The 20,665-nt window shown below is 57.0% G+C and carries 20 protein-coding genes and 1 pseudogene; 5 read left to right on the plus strand and 16 right to left on the minus strand.

Going from position 1 to position 20,665, the window contains the following annotated elements:
* Positions 1-201: 201 nt before the first annotated feature.
* From AC07V8_RS15880 to AC07V8_RS15900, 5 genes are all read left to right on the plus strand, one after another.
* Positions 202-789, plus strand: a complete 588-nt coding sequence (locus AC07V8_RS15880) for a type II secretion system protein N (protein ID WP_494679109.1) — start codon at positions 202-204, stop codon at positions 787-789.
* 185 nt (positions 790-974) lie between these two features.
* Positions 975-2,165, plus strand: coding sequence for a non-hydrolyzing UDP-N-acetylglucosamine 2-epimerase (wecB, locus tag AC07V8_RS15885; RefSeq protein WP_494679108.1), 1,191 nt, complete (start codon positions 975-977; stop codon positions 2,163-2,165).
* 62 nt (positions 2,166-2,227) lie between these two features.
* Positions 2,228-4,351 carry a glycosyl transferase family protein gene (locus AC07V8_RS15890; RefSeq protein WP_494679107.1) on the plus strand — a complete coding sequence of 708 codons (2,124 nt, stop codon included), beginning with the start codon at positions 2,228-2,230 and terminating at the stop codon, positions 4,349-4,351.
* Positions 4,348-6,573, plus strand: coding sequence for a bacteriophage N4 adsorption protein A (locus tag AC07V8_RS15895; RefSeq protein WP_494679106.1), 2,226 nt, complete (start codon positions 4,348-4,350; stop codon positions 6,571-6,573). Before AC07V8_RS15890 ends, AC07V8_RS15895 begins: the two co-directional genes overlap by 4 nt.
* 40 nt (positions 6,574-6,613) lie before the next feature.
* Positions 6,614-7,558, plus strand: a complete 945-nt coding sequence (locus AC07V8_RS15900) for an alpha-amylase family protein (protein WP_494679105.1) — start codon at positions 6,614-6,616, stop codon at positions 7,556-7,558.
* A 161-nt stretch (positions 7,559-7,719) separates the two neighbouring features.
* On the opposite strand, the gene AC07V8_RS15905 is transcribed toward AC07V8_RS15900, so the two are convergent.
* From AC07V8_RS15905 to AC07V8_RS15980, 16 genes and pseudogenes are all read right to left on the minus strand, one after another.
* Complete coding sequence (locus AC07V8_RS15905) at positions 7,720-8,634, minus strand: hypothetical protein (RefSeq protein WP_494679104.1); 915 nt, start codon at positions 8,632-8,634, stop codon at positions 7,720-7,722.
* Positions 8,635-9,273: 639 nt separating this feature from the next.
* Positions 9,274-9,450: a hypothetical protein gene (locus tag AC07V8_RS15910; protein ID WP_494679103.1), complete on the minus strand. Its 177-nt coding sequence runs from the start codon at positions 9,448-9,450 to the stop codon at positions 9,274-9,276.
* Between the two features lie 554 nt (positions 9,451-10,004).
* Positions 10,005-10,526, minus strand: coding sequence for a hypothetical protein (locus AC07V8_RS15915; RefSeq protein WP_494679102.1), 522 nt, complete (start codon positions 10,524-10,526; stop codon positions 10,005-10,007).
* Positions 10,523-11,179, minus strand: a complete 657-nt coding sequence (locus AC07V8_RS15920) for a glycoside hydrolase family 19 protein (RefSeq protein ID WP_494679101.1) — start codon at positions 11,177-11,179, stop codon at positions 10,523-10,525. The genes AC07V8_RS15915 and AC07V8_RS15920 overlap by 4 nt, the downstream gene beginning before the upstream one ends.
* Entirely contained in the window at positions 11,176-11,442 is a 267-nt protein-coding gene (locus tag AC07V8_RS15925; RefSeq protein ID WP_494679100.1) for a hypothetical protein, read from the minus strand. The genes AC07V8_RS15920 and AC07V8_RS15925 overlap by 4 nt, the downstream gene beginning before the upstream one ends.
* Entirely contained in the window at positions 11,426-11,785 is a 360-nt protein-coding gene (locus AC07V8_RS15930) for a holin (protein ID WP_494679099.1), read from the minus strand. Before AC07V8_RS15930 ends, AC07V8_RS15925 begins: the two co-directional genes overlap by 17 nt.
* 249 nt (positions 11,786-12,034) lie before the next feature.
* Entirely contained in the window at positions 12,035-12,826 is a 792-nt protein-coding gene (locus tag AC07V8_RS15935) for a hypothetical protein (protein ID WP_494679098.1), read from the minus strand.
* 19 nt (positions 12,827-12,845) lie between these two features.
* Positions 12,846-13,664, minus strand: coding sequence for a hypothetical protein (locus tag AC07V8_RS15940; RefSeq protein WP_494679097.1), 819 nt, complete (start codon positions 13,662-13,664; stop codon positions 12,846-12,848).
* Positions 13,665-13,746: 82 nt separating this feature from the next.
* Positions 13,747-14,448, minus strand: a complete 702-nt coding sequence (locus tag AC07V8_RS15945) for a hypothetical protein (protein WP_494679096.1) — start codon at positions 14,446-14,448, stop codon at positions 13,747-13,749.
* Positions 14,449-14,476: 28 nt separating this feature from the next.
* On the minus strand, positions 14,477-16,096 hold the full coding sequence (locus AC07V8_RS15950) for a hypothetical protein (protein ID WP_494679095.1): 1,620 nt from the start codon (positions 16,094-16,096) through the stop codon (positions 14,477-14,479).
* A 9-nt stretch (positions 16,097-16,105) separates the two neighbouring features.
* On the minus strand, positions 16,106-16,534 hold the full coding sequence (locus AC07V8_RS15955) for a hypothetical protein (protein ID WP_494679094.1): 429 nt from the start codon (positions 16,532-16,534) through the stop codon (positions 16,106-16,108).
* Positions 16,535-16,561: 27 nt separating this feature from the next.
* Positions 16,562-18,235: a hypothetical protein gene (locus AC07V8_RS15960; protein ID WP_494721471.1), complete on the minus strand. Its 1,674-nt coding sequence runs from the start codon at positions 18,233-18,235 to the stop codon at positions 16,562-16,564.
* A 129-nt stretch (positions 18,236-18,364) separates the two neighbouring features.
* Entirely contained in the window at positions 18,365-18,841 is a 477-nt protein-coding gene (locus AC07V8_RS15965) for a defense against restriction DarA-related protein (protein ID WP_494721472.1), read from the minus strand.
* A gap of 21 nt (positions 18,842-18,862) precedes the next feature.
* Complete coding sequence (locus AC07V8_RS15970; RefSeq protein ID WP_494681203.1) at positions 18,863-19,456, minus strand: phage baseplate assembly protein V; 594 nt, start codon at positions 19,454-19,456, stop codon at positions 18,863-18,865.
* 3 nt (positions 19,457-19,459) lie between these two features.
* Positions 19,460-20,353 (minus strand): hypothetical protein, encoded by an 894-nt coding sequence (locus AC07V8_RS15975; RefSeq protein ID WP_494681202.1) that lies wholly within the window; start codon positions 20,351-20,353, stop codon positions 19,460-19,462.
* 3 nt (positions 20,354-20,356) lie between these two features.
* Positions 20,357-20,665 (minus strand): annotated as a pseudogene (locus AC07V8_RS15980) (hypothetical protein); the annotation flags it as partial.

A 20,665-nucleotide genomic window follows, 5' to 3' on the forward strand; every position in this document is an offset into this window, starting at 1 on the left:
CGAGCGTCTACCAATAGCTCGATTTGCCGCCGAATGCGGCCGTCACTGTAACGGCTACCGTCGCCGCAGCGCGGCCTAGAAAAGCACAGGCGAACCAGGCAGCCGTGCCGCCGCCAACAGTTCCAAGCCTGGCGCTATGCCGCTATGCCGCTACAGCATGTCGAGAATTTGTTGGCTGGACCAGAAAGCAGCAACAGGAGCATGGGCGGCTATTTCAACAGAATTATCGGCAAAAGTATGCGCCGCCATAGCGCGCGCCTGCCCGCGCTTATCAGTCTGGCTTTATTCATGCTGCTATGCGCCTGCGCCGCATACTGGAGCACGACGTTACTCAAGCCGCCGCTACCTGCGGTCGTGCTACCACCGCAAGCAGAGGCGCCACAGATTGATATTTCCCAGGCGGCTGGATTGTTTGGTGGTCATGGAAGCGTGGTTGCCAGCAATTACCGGCTCATGGGCGTGGTGGTAGCGCAAAATGCCACGGAAAGCGTGGCTATCCTGAGCGCACAGGGCCAGCCCGCGCAAGTGGTCCGAGTTGGCCAGGAAGTGCAACCGGGGACTAGCCTCAAGGAGGTGCGTAAGTCCTATGTGCTGGTGTCGGAAGGGGGCATTCTCAAACGGCTAATCCTGCCCGAGCACGCTGAAACCACGCCGGAGATGGCGTTAACCGGTCCGCTTACGGCGCCGGCGCTTCTGCCCGCGGCTCCAGCTGGGGAGCCAGCGGCTCAACCAGCCCCACCTGCGGTGCCTGCGACGCGACCCGGTAGGCCGCATCATGCCAACCACTAGTCGGTTTTCATCGAAGCAAGGCATCGATGCAGGCATCGCCTGTTATTAAGAATTCTATTGGTAAAAATTACATCCATCCTATAGACTGGCATCAGGGTAACAATTAATGACAAATAATTACAGTTGTTCTCTCGGCAATGGCAGCATTGCATTTCTGAATTCTTGCTCAATGAGTAGGGGGATTTATGAAAATTCTTTCCATATTCGGCACCCGCCCGGAAGCCATCAAGATGGCGCCGGTACTCAAATGTCTCGCATTGGAACCAGAAATCGAGTCCCTTGTCTGCACCACCGGGCAACACCGCAGCATGCTGCGCCAGGTACTGGACGTTTTCGAATTGCAGACCGATTTCGATCTGGACCTGATGCTGCCGAACCAAACACTGAACGGCCTGAGTTCCCGCATTTTCGCGGCGCTGGATCCCTTGATCGAGCAAATAAAGCCAGATCGCGTGTTGGTGCACGGAGACACGACGACGGCAATGGCGGGCGCCGTTGCAGCGTTCCATCGCGGGATTCCAGTTGCGCATGTCGAGGCTGGCTTGCGCACCGGTAATTTGAAACAGCCCTGGCCTGAAGAGATGAATCGCAGGATCGTCGACATCGTCAGCGACATGCTGTTTGCACCGACTGGAGGATCGAAGCAAAACCTGTGCATGGAAAATCTGGCAGGCAAGATTTATATTACCGGCAATACGGTGATCGATGCCTTGATGGCTTCCAGTACACGGATTTCGCTTGACGACGAATTGCGCAACAGGCTCGATGCGCAATTTCCTTTTCTCCAATCGGGCCGCAAGATGCTGCTGGTTACCGGCCACCGGAGGGAAAATTTCGGATCCGGCTTTCAGAATATTTGTACGGCGCTGGCCGAGCTGTCAGCGCGTGCCGACATTGAAATCGTCTATCCGGTGCATCTCAATCCCAATGTGCAGCAACCGGTATCGGCTGCCTTGTCTCATCTGCCCAACGTACATCTGATTGCTCCTCTGGATTACCTCTCGTTCGTGCGTTTGATGCAGCGCGCGCATGTCGTTCTCACTGACTCCGGCGGCGTGCAGGAAGAGGCGCCGTCCTTGGGCAAGCCGGTGCTGGTGATGCGCGACGTTACCGAAAGACCGGAGGCGGTACTGGCAGGTACGGTCGAACTTGTAGGCACCGACGTGGAGCGCATCGTTACGGCTGTCCACCGGCTGTATGACGATGATGCCGCATGGATGTCGTTTGCCCAGCGCCACAATCCCTACGGAGACGGCAGTGCCTCGCAGCGTATCGTGGCAGCCTTGCTCAACCGGACTGTATCGGAATTCGCCGCGCAGCCGGAAGCAGCGCATCAGGTCGCGGTGGATGATCAAGAGGATCCCGTAATTATGTAGTGTCCCGGGTCTTGGGGTTTGGTTCGATTGTAAAGTCTTCCTACATTGATTTTCCGGGCACCATGACAACATACTGGCTACACTTCCTCGCCGATTACTATACGCTGCTGGAACTTACCACCTGCGTTGTTGCGGTATTGTTTCTGGTGTCAGCGGCTGACGATCTGTTTGTCGACGCGTGGTACTGGATCCGCCAGGCATACCGTCAGCTGACCAGGACGCGCACCTATCGGCCGGTCACGGAACGGCAACTGGAGGAGCACGCCGAGCAGCCGCTTGCGATCATGGTGCCGGCGTGGCTAGAGTATGACGTGATCGCCCAAATGATCGAAAATATGGTGACGGTTCTCAACTACCACAACTATGTGGTTTTCGTTGGAACCTATGTCAACGATGCGCGCACCATAGCAGAGGTAGAGCGGATGCGCCGTCGCTACAAGCAATTGCATCGGGTCGAAGTGCCACATGCGGGCCCTACCTGCAAGCCGAACTGCCTGAATTGGATCATCAACGCGATTTTCCTACATGAAAAGAAACGCGGTTATCAATTTGCCGGCGTCGTTCTTCATGATAGCGAAGATGTGCTGCATTCTCTTGAATTAAAATTTTTCAATTACCTACTGCCGCGCAAGGACATGATCCAACTTCCAGTCATGTCGCTCGAACGCAAATGGTCCGAGCTGGTGGCAGGAACCTATATGGATGAGTTCGCGGAATCCCATGCCAAGGACATCGTTGTCAGGGAGAGTATCAGTGGCATGGTGCCTTCGGCTGGCGTCGGTACCTGTTTTTCGCGGCGCGCCCTGCAGGCGCTGACCAGCGAGAATCAAAACCAGCCTTTCAATACCGACACTCTGACCGAAGACTATGACATTGGCGCGCGCCTGGCGAACATAGGGATGACATCCATATTCGCCCGTTTTCCCGTCCATTTTTCGGTCAATCGCAAAACCTGGTTCGGCTTCGGAAAAGAGTGCCAGGTCACGCTCAAGATGCCGCTCTGCGTGCGCGAATATTTTCCCGATCATTTCAAGACGGCCTACCGGCAAAAAACGCGATGGGTGTTGGGTATCAGCCTGCAAGGATGGGCGCAAATCGGCTGGCGTGGCTCGCTTGCAAACAAATACTTACTGTTTCGGGACCGCAAAGGAATCGTCACCGCCCTCGTTAGCGTTCCTGCCTATCTGCTGCTGTTGCAGTTCCTGCCGTTCTGGATCGCCGGCCATTTCGGCTTCTGGAAGCCCGTCCCTGGGGCGCTGCTGGAATCGCAAACATGGCTCCATTACGTGCTCTACGCTAACCTGACTGCACTGGCGTTGCGTGCTTCCCAGCGAGCCTATTTTGTCAATCGCTTGTACGGTCCTGTGCATGGATTGCTTTCCGCGCCGCGCATGGTGGTTGCCAATTTCATTAACTTCGTAGCAGTGGCTCGAGCCTGGAAGCTGTTCCTAGAGCACCTGCTGTTCGGGAAGCGCCTAGCATGGGACAAGACCATGCACGATTTTCCCTCCGACGATCGGCTCATGCGCACGCGCCAACGCCTAGGTGAACTGCTAGTTTCCTGGCAAGCAATCACCGAGGACGACATGAGAAAAGGATTGCAGGAACACACGGAGATGCACCTCCCCCTCGGACATATATTGGTGTCGCGCGGCTACATCGACGAAGAAACCCTGGCGGAAGCAATCGCCTTCCAGTCGGATCTGTCGCGCGCCGAAATCAGGATCGCGGCCCCCTTGCCGGCTCCAGTATCACTCGAAATGTGCGTTAGGTTGGGCGCGATGCCGATAGGGCAGGACGCCAGTGGCAGGCCGATTGTCGCAGTCGGCAAGCCTCTTGCCGAAGATGCGCTCAGGGAGCTTGCCTCAGCCTTTGGCGCACAGCCGGTGCAACATATTGCGCGGGATAGCGAAATAGTCTCTGGATTGCGCCTGGCCTTGGCCGAAATGTGTGCAAGTACTGTCAAAAGAGAATTTAAAGGCGCGTCGCTCCTTGGCGAACTATTGATCCAGAATGGAAAGATTACGCGGGAATCGCTGGAACAAGCAATGCAACACTATATCTCTCCGCAACATGGGCGCATTGGCGACTATCTCGTCGGTCGCGGGCTGGTGTCGCGCGAGGTTATCGAAGAAACTGTGCAACAGCAAATGGCCCTGCTCAGATTAGCATTGGGAGTCGCATGAGAAAATATCCGGTTTCGCTGCATTTCCTGGGCAGTAGTCTTGCTGCCGTCACCTTGTTTGTAGCCACCGGCGCCGGTGCCGCAGAGCGGCCGCTAAGCGGCCAGGCCTATCGGATTGCCGATCAGGCCTACAAGGCTTTTGCGCAAGGAGAATATGATGTCGCGGCGGCAAAGGCGCGCGAGGCGATCCGCTTGCGGCCGGATGTCGCACGCCTTCGCGACCTGCTGGAAAAGGCCGAGTTGGCGCGTCGCACGGTGCAGGCGCAGCTTGCCTTCGACGCTTCCGCGGCTTCTTATCGAGCCCTGGAGCGCCGTGACTTCGCGCAGGCTGTAGAGCAGGCGCGCAAGGCCGCGGATTATCTGCCCTCCGTGCCGGCATTTCACATCGCCCTGGTCAATGCACTGGTCGCGGACGGGGAGCTGGAGCAAGCGGAGCAGGCAGCCTCCGACACGATCAAGCCAGAAACGGCATCGAGCGAAGCGCTGCTCCTGCGCGGCGCAATACGCCAGCAGCGTGGCGCTGTCGAATCTGCGCAAGCGGACTTCGATCAAGCCCTGTCGAGTGCAGGCCCGGCCGCGCAGCGTGGCATCCGGCTGGTGGCTGCCGACGCCGCGTTGGCCAATGGCGATCCACAGCGGACGTTGCGTCTGCTCGAACCTCTGCAAGACGACGAGGACAAGGATGCGGCAGCGCGGCGTGCGCTGGCGACAATCATGCTTGGCCGATCCACTTCCAACCACGCCGTCCTGGCGTTCAGCTTCCCGCTTGTCAGTTGCACGTCAGGACCTGACTTGGTCACAGCATGCGACATCAATCCCGGCGCAACGTCCGCTGATCCGGGATTCCTGCTTGCCGATCAAGCGTATCGTGCTTTCGCCGACAAGAACTACGCTCTAGCGAGCAGCAAGGTCGGCGAAGCGACCCGATTGTCTCCTCACGATCTTAGCTATCGCCGATTGCTCGTGCAATCGCTAAGCGCGCAGGGATTGCTGGCCGAGGCGGAACAGGCTGCAAATACGTCCTTGGCCGACTTTGGAAACAATGCCGATATGCTGCTGGCGCGCGCCAATATCCGAAAACGCCGCGGAAACCCGGATGCTGCTCAGGCTGATTATGCTGCCGTGTTGAGCGCGCCGGACAAGACGACCAGGACCGAGATCGCAGCACTGATCGGACTCGGCCGGAAAGAAGACGCGCGCGAACGTCTGGCAACGGCGGCCCGCGCGCCAGAGAAAGGATCCGAGCTAGAGCTGGCCTATCTCGCCCTTCAGGCGGGAGACAATCAAGATGCGCTCGACCTGTTCGGCCTTGCGGAGACACAGGGCACGCTCACCGATGCCGCCCGCCACGACGCAGCCTACGCCGCCGCGCGCCAGGGGCATAATGAACAGGCAATCGGGTACTTCAACCGGACAGTCGACGCAGCGCAAGCAGGCCGCCTTGCGCTGGATGCGCAGCAGGTCTACGATGTGCGGCGCGAAACTGCCGACCTGGAACGCCGCTGGGGCGTGCGTGCGACACTGAGCGATAGAGGTGTGGCCGCGGCAGGTACAGGGGTGCCGCATGGCGGCACGATCGATGGCAAGGACATCGCCGCTGAAGCGTATTGGCGTCCGTTTGGAGTGCAGAATGGGGCGCTGGTGGAAATCTATGGCCGGCTCAATGAAACATTAAGTGGGGGATCGGGTGTCCCAACCGGATCTGCCACGGCCCAGGCTGCACTCGGCGCACGCGTGAAACCGTTCAGCGAGATCAACGCCATACTGGCGCTCGAACGCCTGGTGCCATTGGGGAATGCTACCAGCGGTGACTGGCTTGCCCGGGCTGGCTTCTCTTCGGATGCCGGGCTGGATTTGCACGCGGATCAAAGCAGCTGGCTGAGCACTCACCTGTATGCGGAAGCCGGGCACTACTTCCAGCATCCGCAAAATTATGCCACCCTTGAAGGGCAATTGGGGCGTAGTTATCGACTTGGCGCAAGCGGGTCGACCCTGGTCCTGTTTCCGCACCTCGTGATGGGGGCAGACTATGATTCGACTCTCATTGAGCACGACAAAAAAGCAATCGGAAGCGGCATCGGAACCAGTATGCGTTACTGGTTCCGACAGGATTACTATAACGCGCCGCGCTCCTTTTTCGACCTGTCGCTGCAGTACCGCTGGCGCATTGCTGGCGACAAGCGGGCCGAAGGCTGGTTCATCCGGCTCAGCGCCTCGTATTGAGCAAGCGATGCGCCGGCGCCTCTGATCAAGGAAGCGAACTATGAAGATGCACCTCGCCGTTTGCAATGTGAAGTCGAGGACAATTTTGCGCAGGGTCAATCGGCGCTGCATGTTAGGCATGCTTGTGGTGGCAACGCTCTGCAGTTGCCAGGACCCGCTGCAAGCCAGGCTCAAGCAATATCCGCCTACGCGGGTGCGAGGAATCGTGTGGCAGCTCGATGACCAGACGCTGCATCCTATGGGAAACTGGGAAAGGCTCGGGGCGCGTGAACTGCTCATCCAATGGACGGCCGTGGATGGCGTCAACTATCTGCCCGGCGCCGAGGGGCCCGCTGCCGCGCATTTGCCTGATTGGCAGCGGATTGCGGCTGAACCTTGGGCGAGCAAAGTGATTGTCGGATTGGCGGGCAAATTCGACGAAACGGCCGCCCGCGCAAATGCTGCCGCGCTAATTGAAGAATCGCGCAAGCTCGCCGCGTTGCCGACGCCGCTGCATGTGGCGGGCTGGTTCTTCCCGCTAGAGGTCGATTCGAGCTGGTCCGATGCAGCCCGCCTGGGTCCGCTGCTGGCAGCTTTGCCTCGGCCACTGTGGATCAGCGTGTACGACAGCGCCAATGTCGGCGCCGATACGCTGTCGCAATGGCTTGCTTCTTGGCTGCCGCCAGACGTCGGCATCTTCTTTCAGGATGGCGTCGGCATCCACGCGCGCGAGGCAAGCGTGGCTCGGCATTATGCAGACGTGTTGGCTTCCCGCTTTGGAAAGCAACGGGTACGCATCATCGCCGAAGCCTTTCGCCCCCACCAGGGAGGAGGATTCCGCCCCGCCGCAGCTGCGGAACTCAGGCCGCAACTTGCCGCCTATGACGGCTTTTCCGTTTACTTGTTCGATGGCCCGCATTACGTGAGCCGCGACCTGGTGAATGAGCTGGCCGGTCCTGGAAACGTGGCAGAAAATGGAGGCCGAGGCTCAGTGGAAAATCGCTAGGGACAATCTGCAGAGCCAGACCCTTGCCCGTAGATACCATGAAGGACTACTCAAGTCAGCACCCTTAACCTGGAACAGAAGTTGTTAGACCGTTATTGGTAAGAGGCGCTGAAACGAGCGCACCTGAGATAGTCCTTCAAGGCAGCAGGAGCAGATAGCTATCAACTGCCCGACAACACGTTATTCAATGTCGACCACAGCGGTTGCGTGTACGGCACCAAGTCTTCTTTGCCATACCACCAGAAATAGCCGCCGATATAGTTTTTTACCGGTGGCTTCAAGGTGTAGTAGCGCGTCAGGTAGGCAGCCTTATTGGTAGTGGTAGTGCCGGTTTCGCCAAATCCGACTTTGGAGTTTGGAAACATGGCCGACAGCTTCGTAAACACTGCATTCCAATCAGGAACCAAGCCGTTGCAGTCCTCTTCGTAATAGCTGACCAGCACGTAGTCAAGCCCGCTTTTCATGCGCGCAGGAATATTCGCATTCGCCCAGGTGAACATCTCGTTCGCTGGATTGGACCAGCAGTCCTGGTTGTAGTACAGCGTCAGAGCGGCAGTCCTGCCCTGCCCTTTGGCCAGATCGTAAGCGCCGGCCATCTTGGCGACCACATCGGCGTTTTTGCCCAGCCACTCCCCATTGATTTCGTTGCCGACTTCCCAGATATTCACCACGTCGCCAAGAGCTGCCATGTACTCGCTTGCGCGGCTCAGGTATTGCTGAACGGTGTATTGATCCATCGCCGACGAGTCAAGGATCTCACCCATCACATAACTGACTTTGTTGATAGCCACAGTCGCGCTACGGTAGCCGGATGCAGGCTGCCATTCGTCGAACACAATACGGGTGGTCGGCTTCTTCGCCAGTTTGGACAGAGCGGTGGTAGTCGCGCTCAATCCCGATATGTCGTCAATGGTCACGCCGTACATTTGCGGATTGGTGTAATTGACTGCGGTAGTAGAGGTGGTAGTAGTTGTCGTCGGCGCCGGAGTCCGAGATCCCCATGCGCTTGCTTCGCCCTGCGCAACCATGCCGAGCATGGCTCCTAAAATGACAATGACAGATTTCAATTTATACATTACTATTCCATAAGATTAAGAAAGAATTTATTATTTACAACCATTAACCGCCGCGTCCAATGCGAGCCCCTTTCCACATCGGGCAGCATCGTTCGACCAAGAAACGGCTGGCGCCTTGGTGAAGAAGAAAAATCTTGAAAAACGTCTTACACGGCTGCGGGCGATAGATCGAAATTTATCGCCAGGCCTGGATAGATCTTGAAGCTGGTCGACCAGATAGCACTTCTCCCCTGCCCGATGCGCGGACGCACACACTTCTGGCGCGCATGAGAACCCAGGCGCAACCCAAAAGTACTATGATCCGCGGAAACAGGAGCGTGCTAGCGCCACCGAACAAGATCGTGGCGATAGCCACAGACCATGGGCGGCACGGGCATCACGGCTACACAGCGTAAATGCGGGGGATTATTTTATTCGCGACCTCCTTTCTTCTGTTGTCGTATTTAGCTTGATCGGTGGCCCAACTATCTTCAATTGCCGTCAGGGGAATTGAATCGTTTACCAATGCGGAATAGCCCGCCAATTCCCCGAAGTCTTCATGGAATAGCAAGCTGGTGCAGCTGAGATGGTCTCCGTGGAGATCTTTGGCTTGAGAGTGCAGAAACGTGACCAGGTTAGAGGCGCCGGAAGAAAATCCAGCTAATTTGCGCAGTGAAGCGAGCATCCCACCACGTCATGCTGCAAACTGCTTTGCAGTTGCATCCGTTTTCGCTGGTCGAACAACAGTGACGCCTGCCGGTTGACAAGAGCTTGCATTTCCCGCAATCCTTTTGGCAGCTTGCGAGAATCGCCCTTGGCAACAATAGAGGACTTCATATTGTTTTTCCATGGGCGGGAGTATACCCAACAATACTGCCCCAGGAATTTATTCTAGCTATCGCTCAAAATGGATTAATCAATGTTTGGCTAAGAATCTTGCTAAAATTTTCCAGTGGATGTCGAAAAACCCGCACTGCTACGTGATGTTTTTATCAAAATTCAGCAGAAAATTTGAATGCAAAAAAGTCCGATTTCATACAGATTTGCGACGCGTTGAGTCCTGGATTGAGATTCCACTGGTGGGCTTTGAGCCATCAGCCGCCCTGATAGATTGCTGCTCACAGATGGCTGCATTGCGATTCCGCTCGAAGGCATTAAATCGCATCAAAATAATGAAGCGAATGGCATACGGATACCGGGGATAGCGCCTTCTTCCTGAATATTATAGCCGCCTATCCCGCAATCCTGAAGAACCCAAAAAAAAAGCCCACTACTATCACAGGAGCGAGCCAAAGCATTACGGGGAAAATACATCTGAAGCATTTTCAATATAGAACGTGGCAAATAAAATAGCAAATGAGCGCGCCAATACGTCCGGGTCTTCTACTTCTTTACCGCCCAGCCTTATCTGTCACTGATTGTAAATTAATGTAATTTTCGCGCAGCCCCAATACTAACTCCCGCCAGGCCCGGCAACTGGTGGCGTTGCCGGCGTCGATGGCAGCGACCTGAGCAAGCGAAATGCCGGCGGGTTCTCGGTCAGAATCGGCGGCAGGTCCGGGATCGTCACCTGACCACGCGGCGTCGTACAAGCGCACAAAGCCAGCATTGACAGCAAAGCGAGCACTGTCCGCTTGTGTGATGTAGACCGGTACTTGCTTTTCAATGGTTTCTCCTTTGGTATAAATGGTCTTGATGTGATCGACATACTTGATCTGCGTCTGCGCGACAACAGCCTGCTGTGCCTTGACGATTTTGATTGAGCGCTCGGCCTGTTGATTGACGTAGGCAATGTGTTTTTCACCCTCGTCCTGCTTGCCTTTGTTGTAGCAGATCGTCCCGAGCACAGCGGCAGCCGAAGCGAGGGCCAGCCAGCGTGCCCACCAAGGCAATACCTCTTTCAAAAGGTTCATACGACCCCCAAGGTACTTTTGCACACCACCCAGCGCACGCGCCGCGCGGCCACGCTCTCAGCAGTAATGCCGACGCCATTAATCCGTGTCGAAAGCCCATCAAAATCCCCTCTATCGGCATAGACATTTCCACCAATCGAGTGCCAGAACCATCCCGCCGAGCGTGCCGCGAGCACCCTGTCCATGGAAAGCCTCTGCGGGGCAGCAACGCAATCAACACCCAGCGCAGCCGAACACGCCGCGTAGTTATCGTGAAACGTGATCTGCTTCAGACCGCCACCACGATAGCGCCAGCCTTCACCGGAAGCGACATCGCCATTACCGTAGCGATTGGCGTAGACGATATTGGCAATCCGGATCTGGCGTTCCAGCGGCACCATCTTTTCTCCTGGTTGGCGGCCAAGAGCAGCCGCATGCACCGCAATACGCTTGCCAAAGGTGGCAATCAGCCCCTGCACCGAATAATCAAACGACTCGGATAAGCGAGACAGCCCGGCACTTTCGTGGCCGATCTGCGCGATGAAAGCCGCACACCGTGCCGGCGTGCTGATGCCGAACTCGGCCATTGCCGCATTGATCGGTGCCGTCCAGTCCATCGCGCGCGCGATAGGAATGCGTAATGCCGTTGAGAGCTGTGTCGCGGAGAGATTCATCGTTTCTCCAGGCAATTGCATTGATGCCAGCGGCGCCAGAACCATACCGCCAGAATCGCGACAGCCACATTCGACACCACTTCAGAATGCTCACTCCAGAAACCAAAGGCATCCGGCCGCATGATGCTCACAAAGGACGTGAGCGCCACCAGGGAGAGTGCGGAAGTACCCAGCACCTGCGTTTCCAGATGTTTGTTCAGAACAGCCCATAGGCAAAACGCTAGCAGTATCAAGTTAGCTACCGTATTAATTAGCTGGATCATTCTTCCCTCCCAAATAGCGGCGCTTCAACGTGCCGATGATGTCCGCTTCGTTAATTTCCTTAAACACTTCGCGCGCCGTGGCCAGCGCAAATAAGCCCACCAGGAATTCGATACCGGAATGGGTCCGCGCGCCAGTGATCGCGAACCAGTCGATCAGCACCGGCGCAATGTAGACGGCGCACGCCAGGCCGGCCGTGAAACTGGACAGCTTCTGCCACCAGTTCAAGCCGTCACCCAGAAATTTCAGGGCAACCGCCGACCCCACCGCCCCAGGCAGTAGCGGTAACAGGTATTTCGTGATTGCTATCCATACTGCCGCTAGCGTGCTTGTTGGTTCTGCCATGCCTCTTCCCATCAATGATCTGCGCCGGCAGGAACCTCACATTGCCCCTATCGACTGATTACCTTGCCTAGTGACCCTATCGCCTTGATAACGCCATCTAGGCGCCCTACTAATGCAAGCTGCACCTTTTGCTCCAGCTCCCGATTCTTCACCCAGGTCTCAAACGCTTTCGATTCCAGGAAATCCCGTGCATCCGAGATACCCATGCGCATCGCCTCCGGATACGAGGTGCTTGAATATAAACTCAAGCTAACCGCCATATTGCGCAGGTTTTCCTGTAACTCTCTTCGCGAACTCACTGACGCAGGCTGAAACTGGAAATCGGGCCGGAGGCAACGACTCTGCCTCCGATCCCTCATGGGGTAATGCCACGAATCCCTCATCTATTTCCACCGTCTCAAAGAAGTGCATCAGCAGCTTGTTCCCGCGATGGCGCATCGCGTACAGCCCAAGAAATTCGGACTCTGGATATTCACTGATGATCTGCATACGATTTTTCAGCCACTCCAGGTAGTTCAGCGAATCCGACGCTGGATCCGGGGCCAGCTCGCCCACCCGTAAAAGCTGCGCAGCCATGGCGCCCAGCATCCAATGCAACTGACCGGCGACTTTCGGAATATGGCCGTGTAACTGTTCGATGGCTTCCGCCATTGCGCCCGTTACCGGCGAGATCTGCCATTCGTCGCCGCCATGGCCGCCCAGGGCGATGGGAAAGTCAGGTGTGTCGCGGCTGACGTTCAAGTAATCCATGTAATGGCCGTCGCCCAGCATGAAATTGGCGCCGCCGCCCTCCTCGCCCGTTGTATGGGCAAGGTAGTGGCCGACGACCAGCATGCGCTCCTGCACCGTCCAGTTTTTTGGGTCGGTCACGTGGCGCTCCGTCGGTGCATCGGCTGACGCGATGACCATCTGCAAGAAGGTCGTGGTCGATTCTTCGAAACGCTCGGGCGGCACGGCGGCCAGTGCGCCGGCGTTCACAATGGAAAGCTCGCGCAGCTTGACGGCGAGGCGGCGGGTTCTGAGAGGTGAGAAAGCAATCATATGATGCGAGAATCCTTAGTTAATTGGATGAATAGGAGCCTGGCCCCATGATCTTCTTCAGATCGTCGCGGTCCAGTGCAGTCAGGGTCGCCAGCGTTAAGGGAATGGTGATTTCCGTGTAATAACCGTCTTGATCGATAGGGGCGTCAATCGGCTCACCGATCGTCTCGATCACCATCGGCGCCAAGGTCCGCTGCTTATACTGAAAGCCGATCAGCTGCGGCGCGACGGACGGGAACATGCTGTTGATGGCCCCGTTGACGCCATCGCCACCGCCGGCGGCACGCCCGACCAAGCTGTCGCCGCTGAGTTTCTGCGGTAGCGCCCAGGCCCACAGCTGCTGCAGCGGTGCCGCCACTTCCCTTTTAGGGTCGCTAAAGGCACGAAACACCAACGACACATTGATCTTGATAGGCGGCATGCCCGTAAAGATCTGCGTGGAGTTCAACTTGGTGATGCCGGTACGGCCTTCAAATTTTTTGATATTGCGCTCTATGGCACCCACATCGGCATTCCCCGACACTGACTTGGACTTCCGGCCGAAGAACGAGTAAAAATCGTTCATTCCAGGCAGTAGTGCGCCCGACTGCAGCATGGCAATCAAGGCTGGCGCTTTGCTATCCGGGCTGCTTTGTTCAAATGGTGACTGCCAATTCAGCGTCGCTTCCATATTGCCGCCGGCGGTCACCGGCGCATGCACTTCGATTTGCTCTTGCCCCGCACGCAGTCCCTTGTTGTCAACCGGATAAATCTTGGCAATCAAATGATCCGAGAGACCTAACCACTGGGAACCGAGGATTTGCTGAGCTGCCGTCGTACCCTGCCCTGGTGCTGCCATATTTCCGCCTGACATAAAATTGCGGGCAGCCGATTCACCTGGCTGCCCGCTGTATTGAAGTGTTAATTCAAGTTGAGAACGATTACTTGCTCAAGCCCATCTTCCGATTCAGCCGCAGCGATTTCATGCGGCGCATGGTGGCGCTGGCCGTGTGCGCCTTCATCTGTGCCTTGCGAATGCTGACTTTCTGCTTGGCAGTCAGGCGGACGCGACCTGCAATGCGCTTATTGATCCGCACCTTCTTGCCCTTGCGGATCACCATGCGCTTCTTGTAGGTGGCGTCCAGCACCGCGTCGCTGCCCTCGTCGCCAAACACAAAATTGTCGATATCCGCACTCGTTGCATCATCGCCATCCGGCAAGCTAGCGACCAGAAGATCCCGGATCCGGTCTGCCGCTGCTTCATCCCAATCATTCAACAGCTTGCTGCAATCCTCATCCGAGACACCCTTCTCGGCCAGGTAGTCCCAGGCGAATTCCAATGCGGTCTCCAGCACGTCGGCTTCGTCGTCGCTCAGTTCACCGTCCTTGTTCGCATCCACCAGGCCGACCATATTCGCCAAGAGACGATCAGCCAAGGTTTCGTCTTCATCCAGATCATCGGTTTCAATCCACTCCTGGATGGTTGATGCGACGCCCAGTGCGATATGTGTCGCGGCGTAGTCCGCCGCGGCATTGCCGCCTTCGTCATCGGAGGCCGAATCCAGCACCGTCTGCCGGTTTTTGTGTGCAACATCCTTGCCAAACAAGGTATTGCGAATCGCTGTTGCAGCTAAATGACTCATCTTCTTCCTTTCATTTTGTAAAGCCCGATTAGCGGGAAAGTGTTTGGGTAACGAACGTTTGGCGATTGGTGCCGTCGTATTTCAAGGAATAAGACACATCCATGCGATCCGCCGGCCGCAAAGCATTCGGCTGCACCACGTACTGAAACGCTTCCCCATCCATGTCGGCGCTGGGCACGATCCATTTGGCCGTCTTGGCGTCCTTGAACAGCTTTTTGAGGAAGGCATCGGTCTTCTTGACGGACACCTCCATCGGCAGCTGCAACGCCTCTTTGGCAAAGCGCGTGACCCAGTCATCGATCGAGCTGGACATATCAGCCACCGAAATCAGCTTTTTCATGGAGACCGCCGTTTTAGCGCAGGTCAGCGAATCACTGAACACGTACTTGCCGCCGCCGTTGTATTTGACATAGATCACGGGATTGATCTTGGCATCGGCCAGGTCGCTCAAGTCATCGTCAGGCGTATGGATCTGCACAATGCCCGTCCTATCCAGCGGCCAGTTTTTGCCGGCAATCGGATAGTTTTTAGGCGCAAAGCCATTGGCATCCGTCTGGGCATTACGCAAACACCGGCGCGCCACGTTGTACGCCGAGGTGCCGAGCACCACTTTGCCGTTCAAGCCCAGCGGGTCGTCTGACTTCAACGGCGCCCAATACGCCTGGCAGTAGTGAGAATCGAAGTTTAGCTGCGCCACGAAGGCAATCGCCGCTTCCGGCGACAGCGTGCCTGGCACGTCCCAGGCAAACTGCCGGTTGGTGTCATAGGCCAGCTGGGCCAAGGCAGACAGCAGCGCTGGCGCATGCGAACCGCCACTGACGATATAGGCGTAGTCGTGCTCCGTCTTCTGCAGCAAATCCCGCGCCCGCGCAAAATCCGGGACACCGTAGGCGGTACTGCCCTCGGTAAAATAGGCCATCACCGGAGAAATGGCGAACTTGGGGCGGCCATTGGCATCCCGGCCATAGGCATTCGAGGTCGGCGCAATCTGGGCGCCACCGCCCACCAACACCTCAACGTTGTCGGTCGTGCGCTCCACCACATCCGGCAGATACGCGCTTTGCTGATAGTCGTCCAGCGCGTCCGGATTGAGCGATCCGACAAATTCATAGAGGGCATTGCGGTCTTTGTCGCGCAGTCGCAGCGTCACCAGACGATTAGCGACTGGTGCACCGTTCTCCATCACGGCATCGGCATGCAATTCGACCACCACGCCATCGTTGTAGCATTCAAGATGCTTTACTGACAACAAGAATGGCTTATCGGTCGGTACGGCAGTAGCTACGCTGAAAACAAGATCCGTCGCCGGCGCTTCCGGCTGGGTCACGACAATGGTCGACAGCACGGCAGCATTGGTCGTCAGGCGCTGTACTACCGCTGAGGCCGCGCCCTTTTGCAAAGCTTCATAGACGTGGATATGCGCTTCATTGAGCGGTGAGGCACGTAACGACTCGCCGCGGCCAAGCTTTTTGTGGAAATTGCCGCGATTGACCCGGAACGGCTTATCGATGCGGCCGCGCGTGGCGCGCATGATGATGCCGAACACCTGGTCGGAATTATCCGGCGCAAAGCCATCGGTCATATCGCGCAAGGGATTTAATTGCACGCCCGATTGCGAGCCAAGCTGCCGGTTAAAAGCAGTAGACATAGGGATTCCTTATTTTTTGTCAGCAGTGGCAGCATCGTCCGCTGGCGTGGCCGCCGGCGGCTTCGTTTCAGCACCAGCCTTTTTCTGGCCTTTACCGGCAGCTGGAACCTTTATGGCCACTTCATCAGACTGACCGTCGTCCAATGCATCCAGTGCCAGCGCTTCAGCCCATTGATTCAGTTCCGCCAAGGAATCCACGTCCGACGCAAAGCGCGTCAGCTGGGCATGATCCTTGAACGTGACCTCACTCTGGTTGTCTGGCGCGCTGAAATTCGGCTTCAGCTCGGCCCGGACATCCGGAAACACCAGGTGGCGCGGTGTGTGATTCGTAAGTCGCAAAGCCAGAGGAAATTCGGATTTGCCGAACACCTCTTCGACCAATGTATTGACGCTCTTCCCCGTCAGGGAAGAAGCGCCCAAATGTAATGTGTTTGCCATTTGTGCAGCTCCTTCGGTGTGGGTGGATTAGTCGAGATTGATCACTTCAATGACAGCGCATCCCATGGCGGACGGGAGATGCGGATTGACCGCCGTGAAGTTGCGCGCATAGAAGCCCTGCTTGTAGCGCTGGTCTTCGTCGGCATTCATGTTGATCAGCATTGGCGCCACGGCGTCACCCAACACAAACGGATTACGCGCCACCTGGGTCGAACGACCGATACAGATAATGCGGGTCGTTTTGTGATCCACGTCCACGATGCGCGGCGAGTAGTACACCTCGTATAGGCCAAACAGGCGACCGACGCGATAGATGCCGGGACGTGCAGTCACGCCCGACGGCGTAAACAACGTGCTCGGCAAGCCCAGGAGCATCGCCGCCATCTTCTTCGATACATACAGATGCGTGATGCCGTGATCCATGGTGTCTTCGGCCATCTGCTGACTAGCGGCACCAAGGATGCAGGAGCCGTCCTGCCAGATCTGCGCGCGGGTCTTTTCCAGACCTTGGGTATCCCACTTGAAATCCCACACCATGGCGTTGTTGGCGCCAATCCGCGCGGCCTTCTCCAGCACCTGGTAATGGCGTTCATTGGCAAATTGATTGCGAATGACCAGCATCGATTCGCCCATGGGATTCAAGCCTATTTCGTTCGCCATCTGCGTTTGGCTATCGGTCGACACAAAGGCGTTGGCTTTCCAGGGCGAGGCGCGCAAAATAAAGCGCGTTGCAATGGTATTGACGATCGGAATAATGCCCTTGTTGTTCTCGAAATCGATGACCGCTTCGGCAATCACCGGCGTATTCGCCGGCAAGGCCGGTACAGTCGTCACTTTCACGGCACCGGTGTCCGAATTCATCGAACCGGACACGGTAAACAACGTGCCGCCCAGGCGGACATAGCCGCTAATTGGCGAGGCAGACGCTGGCGCGTCGGCGCTGGTCTCTTTCGCCACTGGCAGGCCGTTGATGTAGATGATGGTGCGGCCCTTGAGTAGCTTGGCCGACGGCGCATCCTGGTCGCAGGTATCGGCAGTCAGTTGAATCGGCGTGACCTTGCCGCCGAAGTCGTCGCCAGTCCGCTTCAGCAGGTGGGTGCGCTGTGCCGAGGTGTAGGCACGGCCGCTCAAGACGCCATCCATCAGGTCGCCGGCACCATAGTGGCCGAAGGTGCTGCCGGCTTCATGCGAGACGATCACCAGCGGCGCTTCATTGGAACCAATATCGGCTGGCAGGTAGTTTGCCACCGGAATGGCTTCGGCCATGGCAGCCGTGATCGAAATGACGGCGCGGTTCTGCTGCAACGACATCGGATCGTGCGCTAGGTTAGACGCCGAGTCGAGCTTGTACTTCGAGCGCGCGCTTTCCGACGTCGCATAGGCTTGGTGAATGGCCCACTCCAGCACGTCAGCGGTCGGCTCCACGCCGTGTTCGGCTTCGTAAAAGGCGGCGCCGTCCAGAATGGCGCCCGCAATGCCGGCGCGACCATCGCCCGACTCATCGAAGAGAATCTGCAAATTCTCAGGCACTTCCACGCCGGTAATCGATGCGGACAAGCTCTGCGCGTCGGCAATAAATGCGCCGGCGCTGGCGGAATCAAACACGCCGGTGCTGCTGACCGCCGTTTCCTTCAATTTCGTGTAAAACGTACTGACTTTTTCTGTTTTTGCGTTGTTATATTCCGCATGTTGCTTTGGCATAGATCACCCTTGTCGTAATTAAGATTTGCCCCCATGTCGGCGCAGGTGAAGTACCCACGCGGTATGTGCAATTCCATTATTACGCGGTGATGAAGTGCTATTTTTGGCGGTTTTCCATCTTCGCGGGATTTAGGCCAATGCCGCAATATCCTCCGTGATGGCAGCGATGGCGACATCCAGCGCCGCCGATTTTTCTTGTAACGCAACTTCCATTCTTGGCGCCGCCGTCCGTATGCTGTCCGGCAGCTGAATACGGACCTTCGCCATGGCGGCCTGGAATTTCGAGCGGCCGGTATCCATCATGCCGACCATCTCGCCAATGGCCGCTGCCTGGTCCTCCTGGTGCTTGAGCGGTACAACCTTCCCGTTCAGTTTCACTTGAAATATATCCCCCGATTGCTTAATGGAAAACGTCACCACCTGGCTATCGGCGAACGTCAGCACCATTTCCCGGTAGGACACGCCGGATGAGCGCTTGATGTTGGGCGACACGTCGCCTTGGACGATATGGGAGCCCGCACGGGCGAAGTAGCGCACCACTGCGCGCGTCGCCGCATCTTTCTTGCTACCCATGTCGTCAAAACTGAAAATGAGGTTCTTTGCCATTTCTTCCCTAAGTGAATTTAATTATGCTTTTGCCCGGCCAGTCGGTGGGCCATCGTGTTCATCGTGATGGTGCGATTCCACCCCAATGCCGTTGCTGACAATCTCGCCACCGGTATTCTCGATACCGCCTTGTATCTTGGCCGACGCCCCACCGCTGCCGCCGGATCCGGCCAAGCCGCCTTGATACGTGAGCAGGCCAACGGACGTCACCTTTTCGGAAAACGTCGCCTGCGGCGTCTTGACGTCGACCATTTCACTGGCATTGATCTCATAGCGCGCGCAGTTGACACGAAATATCCCGTCCGCGGTCAATTCGATGTTCGCGTGATGCCAGCGCCGCCAGTCGATCGCATTGCCGGCCCTAGCATTGCGAAAGCCGGTAATGATCGGATAGCGCGGATCGCCGCCCTCGAATGCCAGCCAGACAAGATCACCTGGCAGGATCTCGATCTCGGTAGCATGGCTGGCCGCACGGCTCTTGTCGCCAATCGGATACTCAATTTCCGCCAGCGGCAGCACATCGGCGCCATCCGTCAGGCCGGGAATTTCGACACGACACTCGCGCGAAACCGCCAGATAGGACCGGACGATGCCGGGGATACGGGAAGGCAGCATGCGTTATTCCTCCAGCGTGCCAAGCCAGAACTTGGAATACAGGCGGCTGTCGCCGCCGTCTGCTCCACTCTCAAAGGCATGTGCGGCAGTGATGATGGCGTAGTTGATGCGCTCTATCTGAATGACCTTGCCGGCATGGACGGTCGGGAGATAGTCGGATTTCAAGATCTTTTTCTGAATCAAGGCGCGCGTCATGTTCCACAGCATGCGAGCATCGGTCCTTGGCTGATAGCCGATAGCGCGTACCTTGGAACGATTGCCATAGACGAATGCGCCGGACGCATCAATCGAAAAGAAAGACGGCACCTCGTGGCGCTCCATGAAGCCACTATCGATATTCTCAGTCGTATCCTGCTCCAGGCGCAAAATCGGCTCTTGCTTGAAAATGTCCTGCAGGCGAATGAACGTGACTTCACGGCCATCGGTATAAATCGCACCGCCCTCTTCCTGCAGCACCTTGGCGACTTCGTAGCTCGGCACACCGCCGGCATAACAGGCAAAGCGCGCAATCGGGTAATCCGCATTGATCTTGACGCGCGCGCCGCACGCGCCATAGATACTGCCTAGCGTCGCCCCTTCCTTAATCACAGCGGTCTTGCGACGGAATGCGATCTGATGACAAGGCTCAAACAGCGCCACGATGTGTAATGCGGCCATCTGGTCGCTGCCCTGGACGTTGGCCGACACCTTGCTGCGCTGAACCTGGACGATGCGAAATACGTAGCCCTCACTGGCGATGCTGATGGTTTCACCTTGCTGGAGCCCCGCTACCGTTGCCTCTGTCGCCCTGACGACCGCTTCCAGCGTCATCGGCACCGGCGCCAGATCAGAATGCAGACAGGCGCTCAGCAGCAGATCGCCGCGCAGCACCGTGCCCGATGACAGGATCAATTGCATGCCCTACACCGTCACGATAGGCATGCAGAACATCAGGCGCTGCACGTCCGCCTCCCTTTGAACGATATCCTGGGCGATTTCAGAGGCCGAGCGGCCATAGACATCGACGCCAAGGGAGCGCGACGCCTCCAGGTAGACAGCGTTTTCGCGCTCGACGTAGAGAATGAACAACGGACGCACAATCGCCCATTCGCTCTGCGTCAACGGCGTGTCGATCTCAACAAAATCACTCGTTGGATACAGGTTGTCCGGAACAGGAAAACGTGGGTACGACGATGAAGACTCCCAGGGATCACGTGCTTCCGACGACAT

The sequence above is a fragment of the Collimonas sp. GW821-FHT02H07 genome (genome assembly GCF_059421505.1).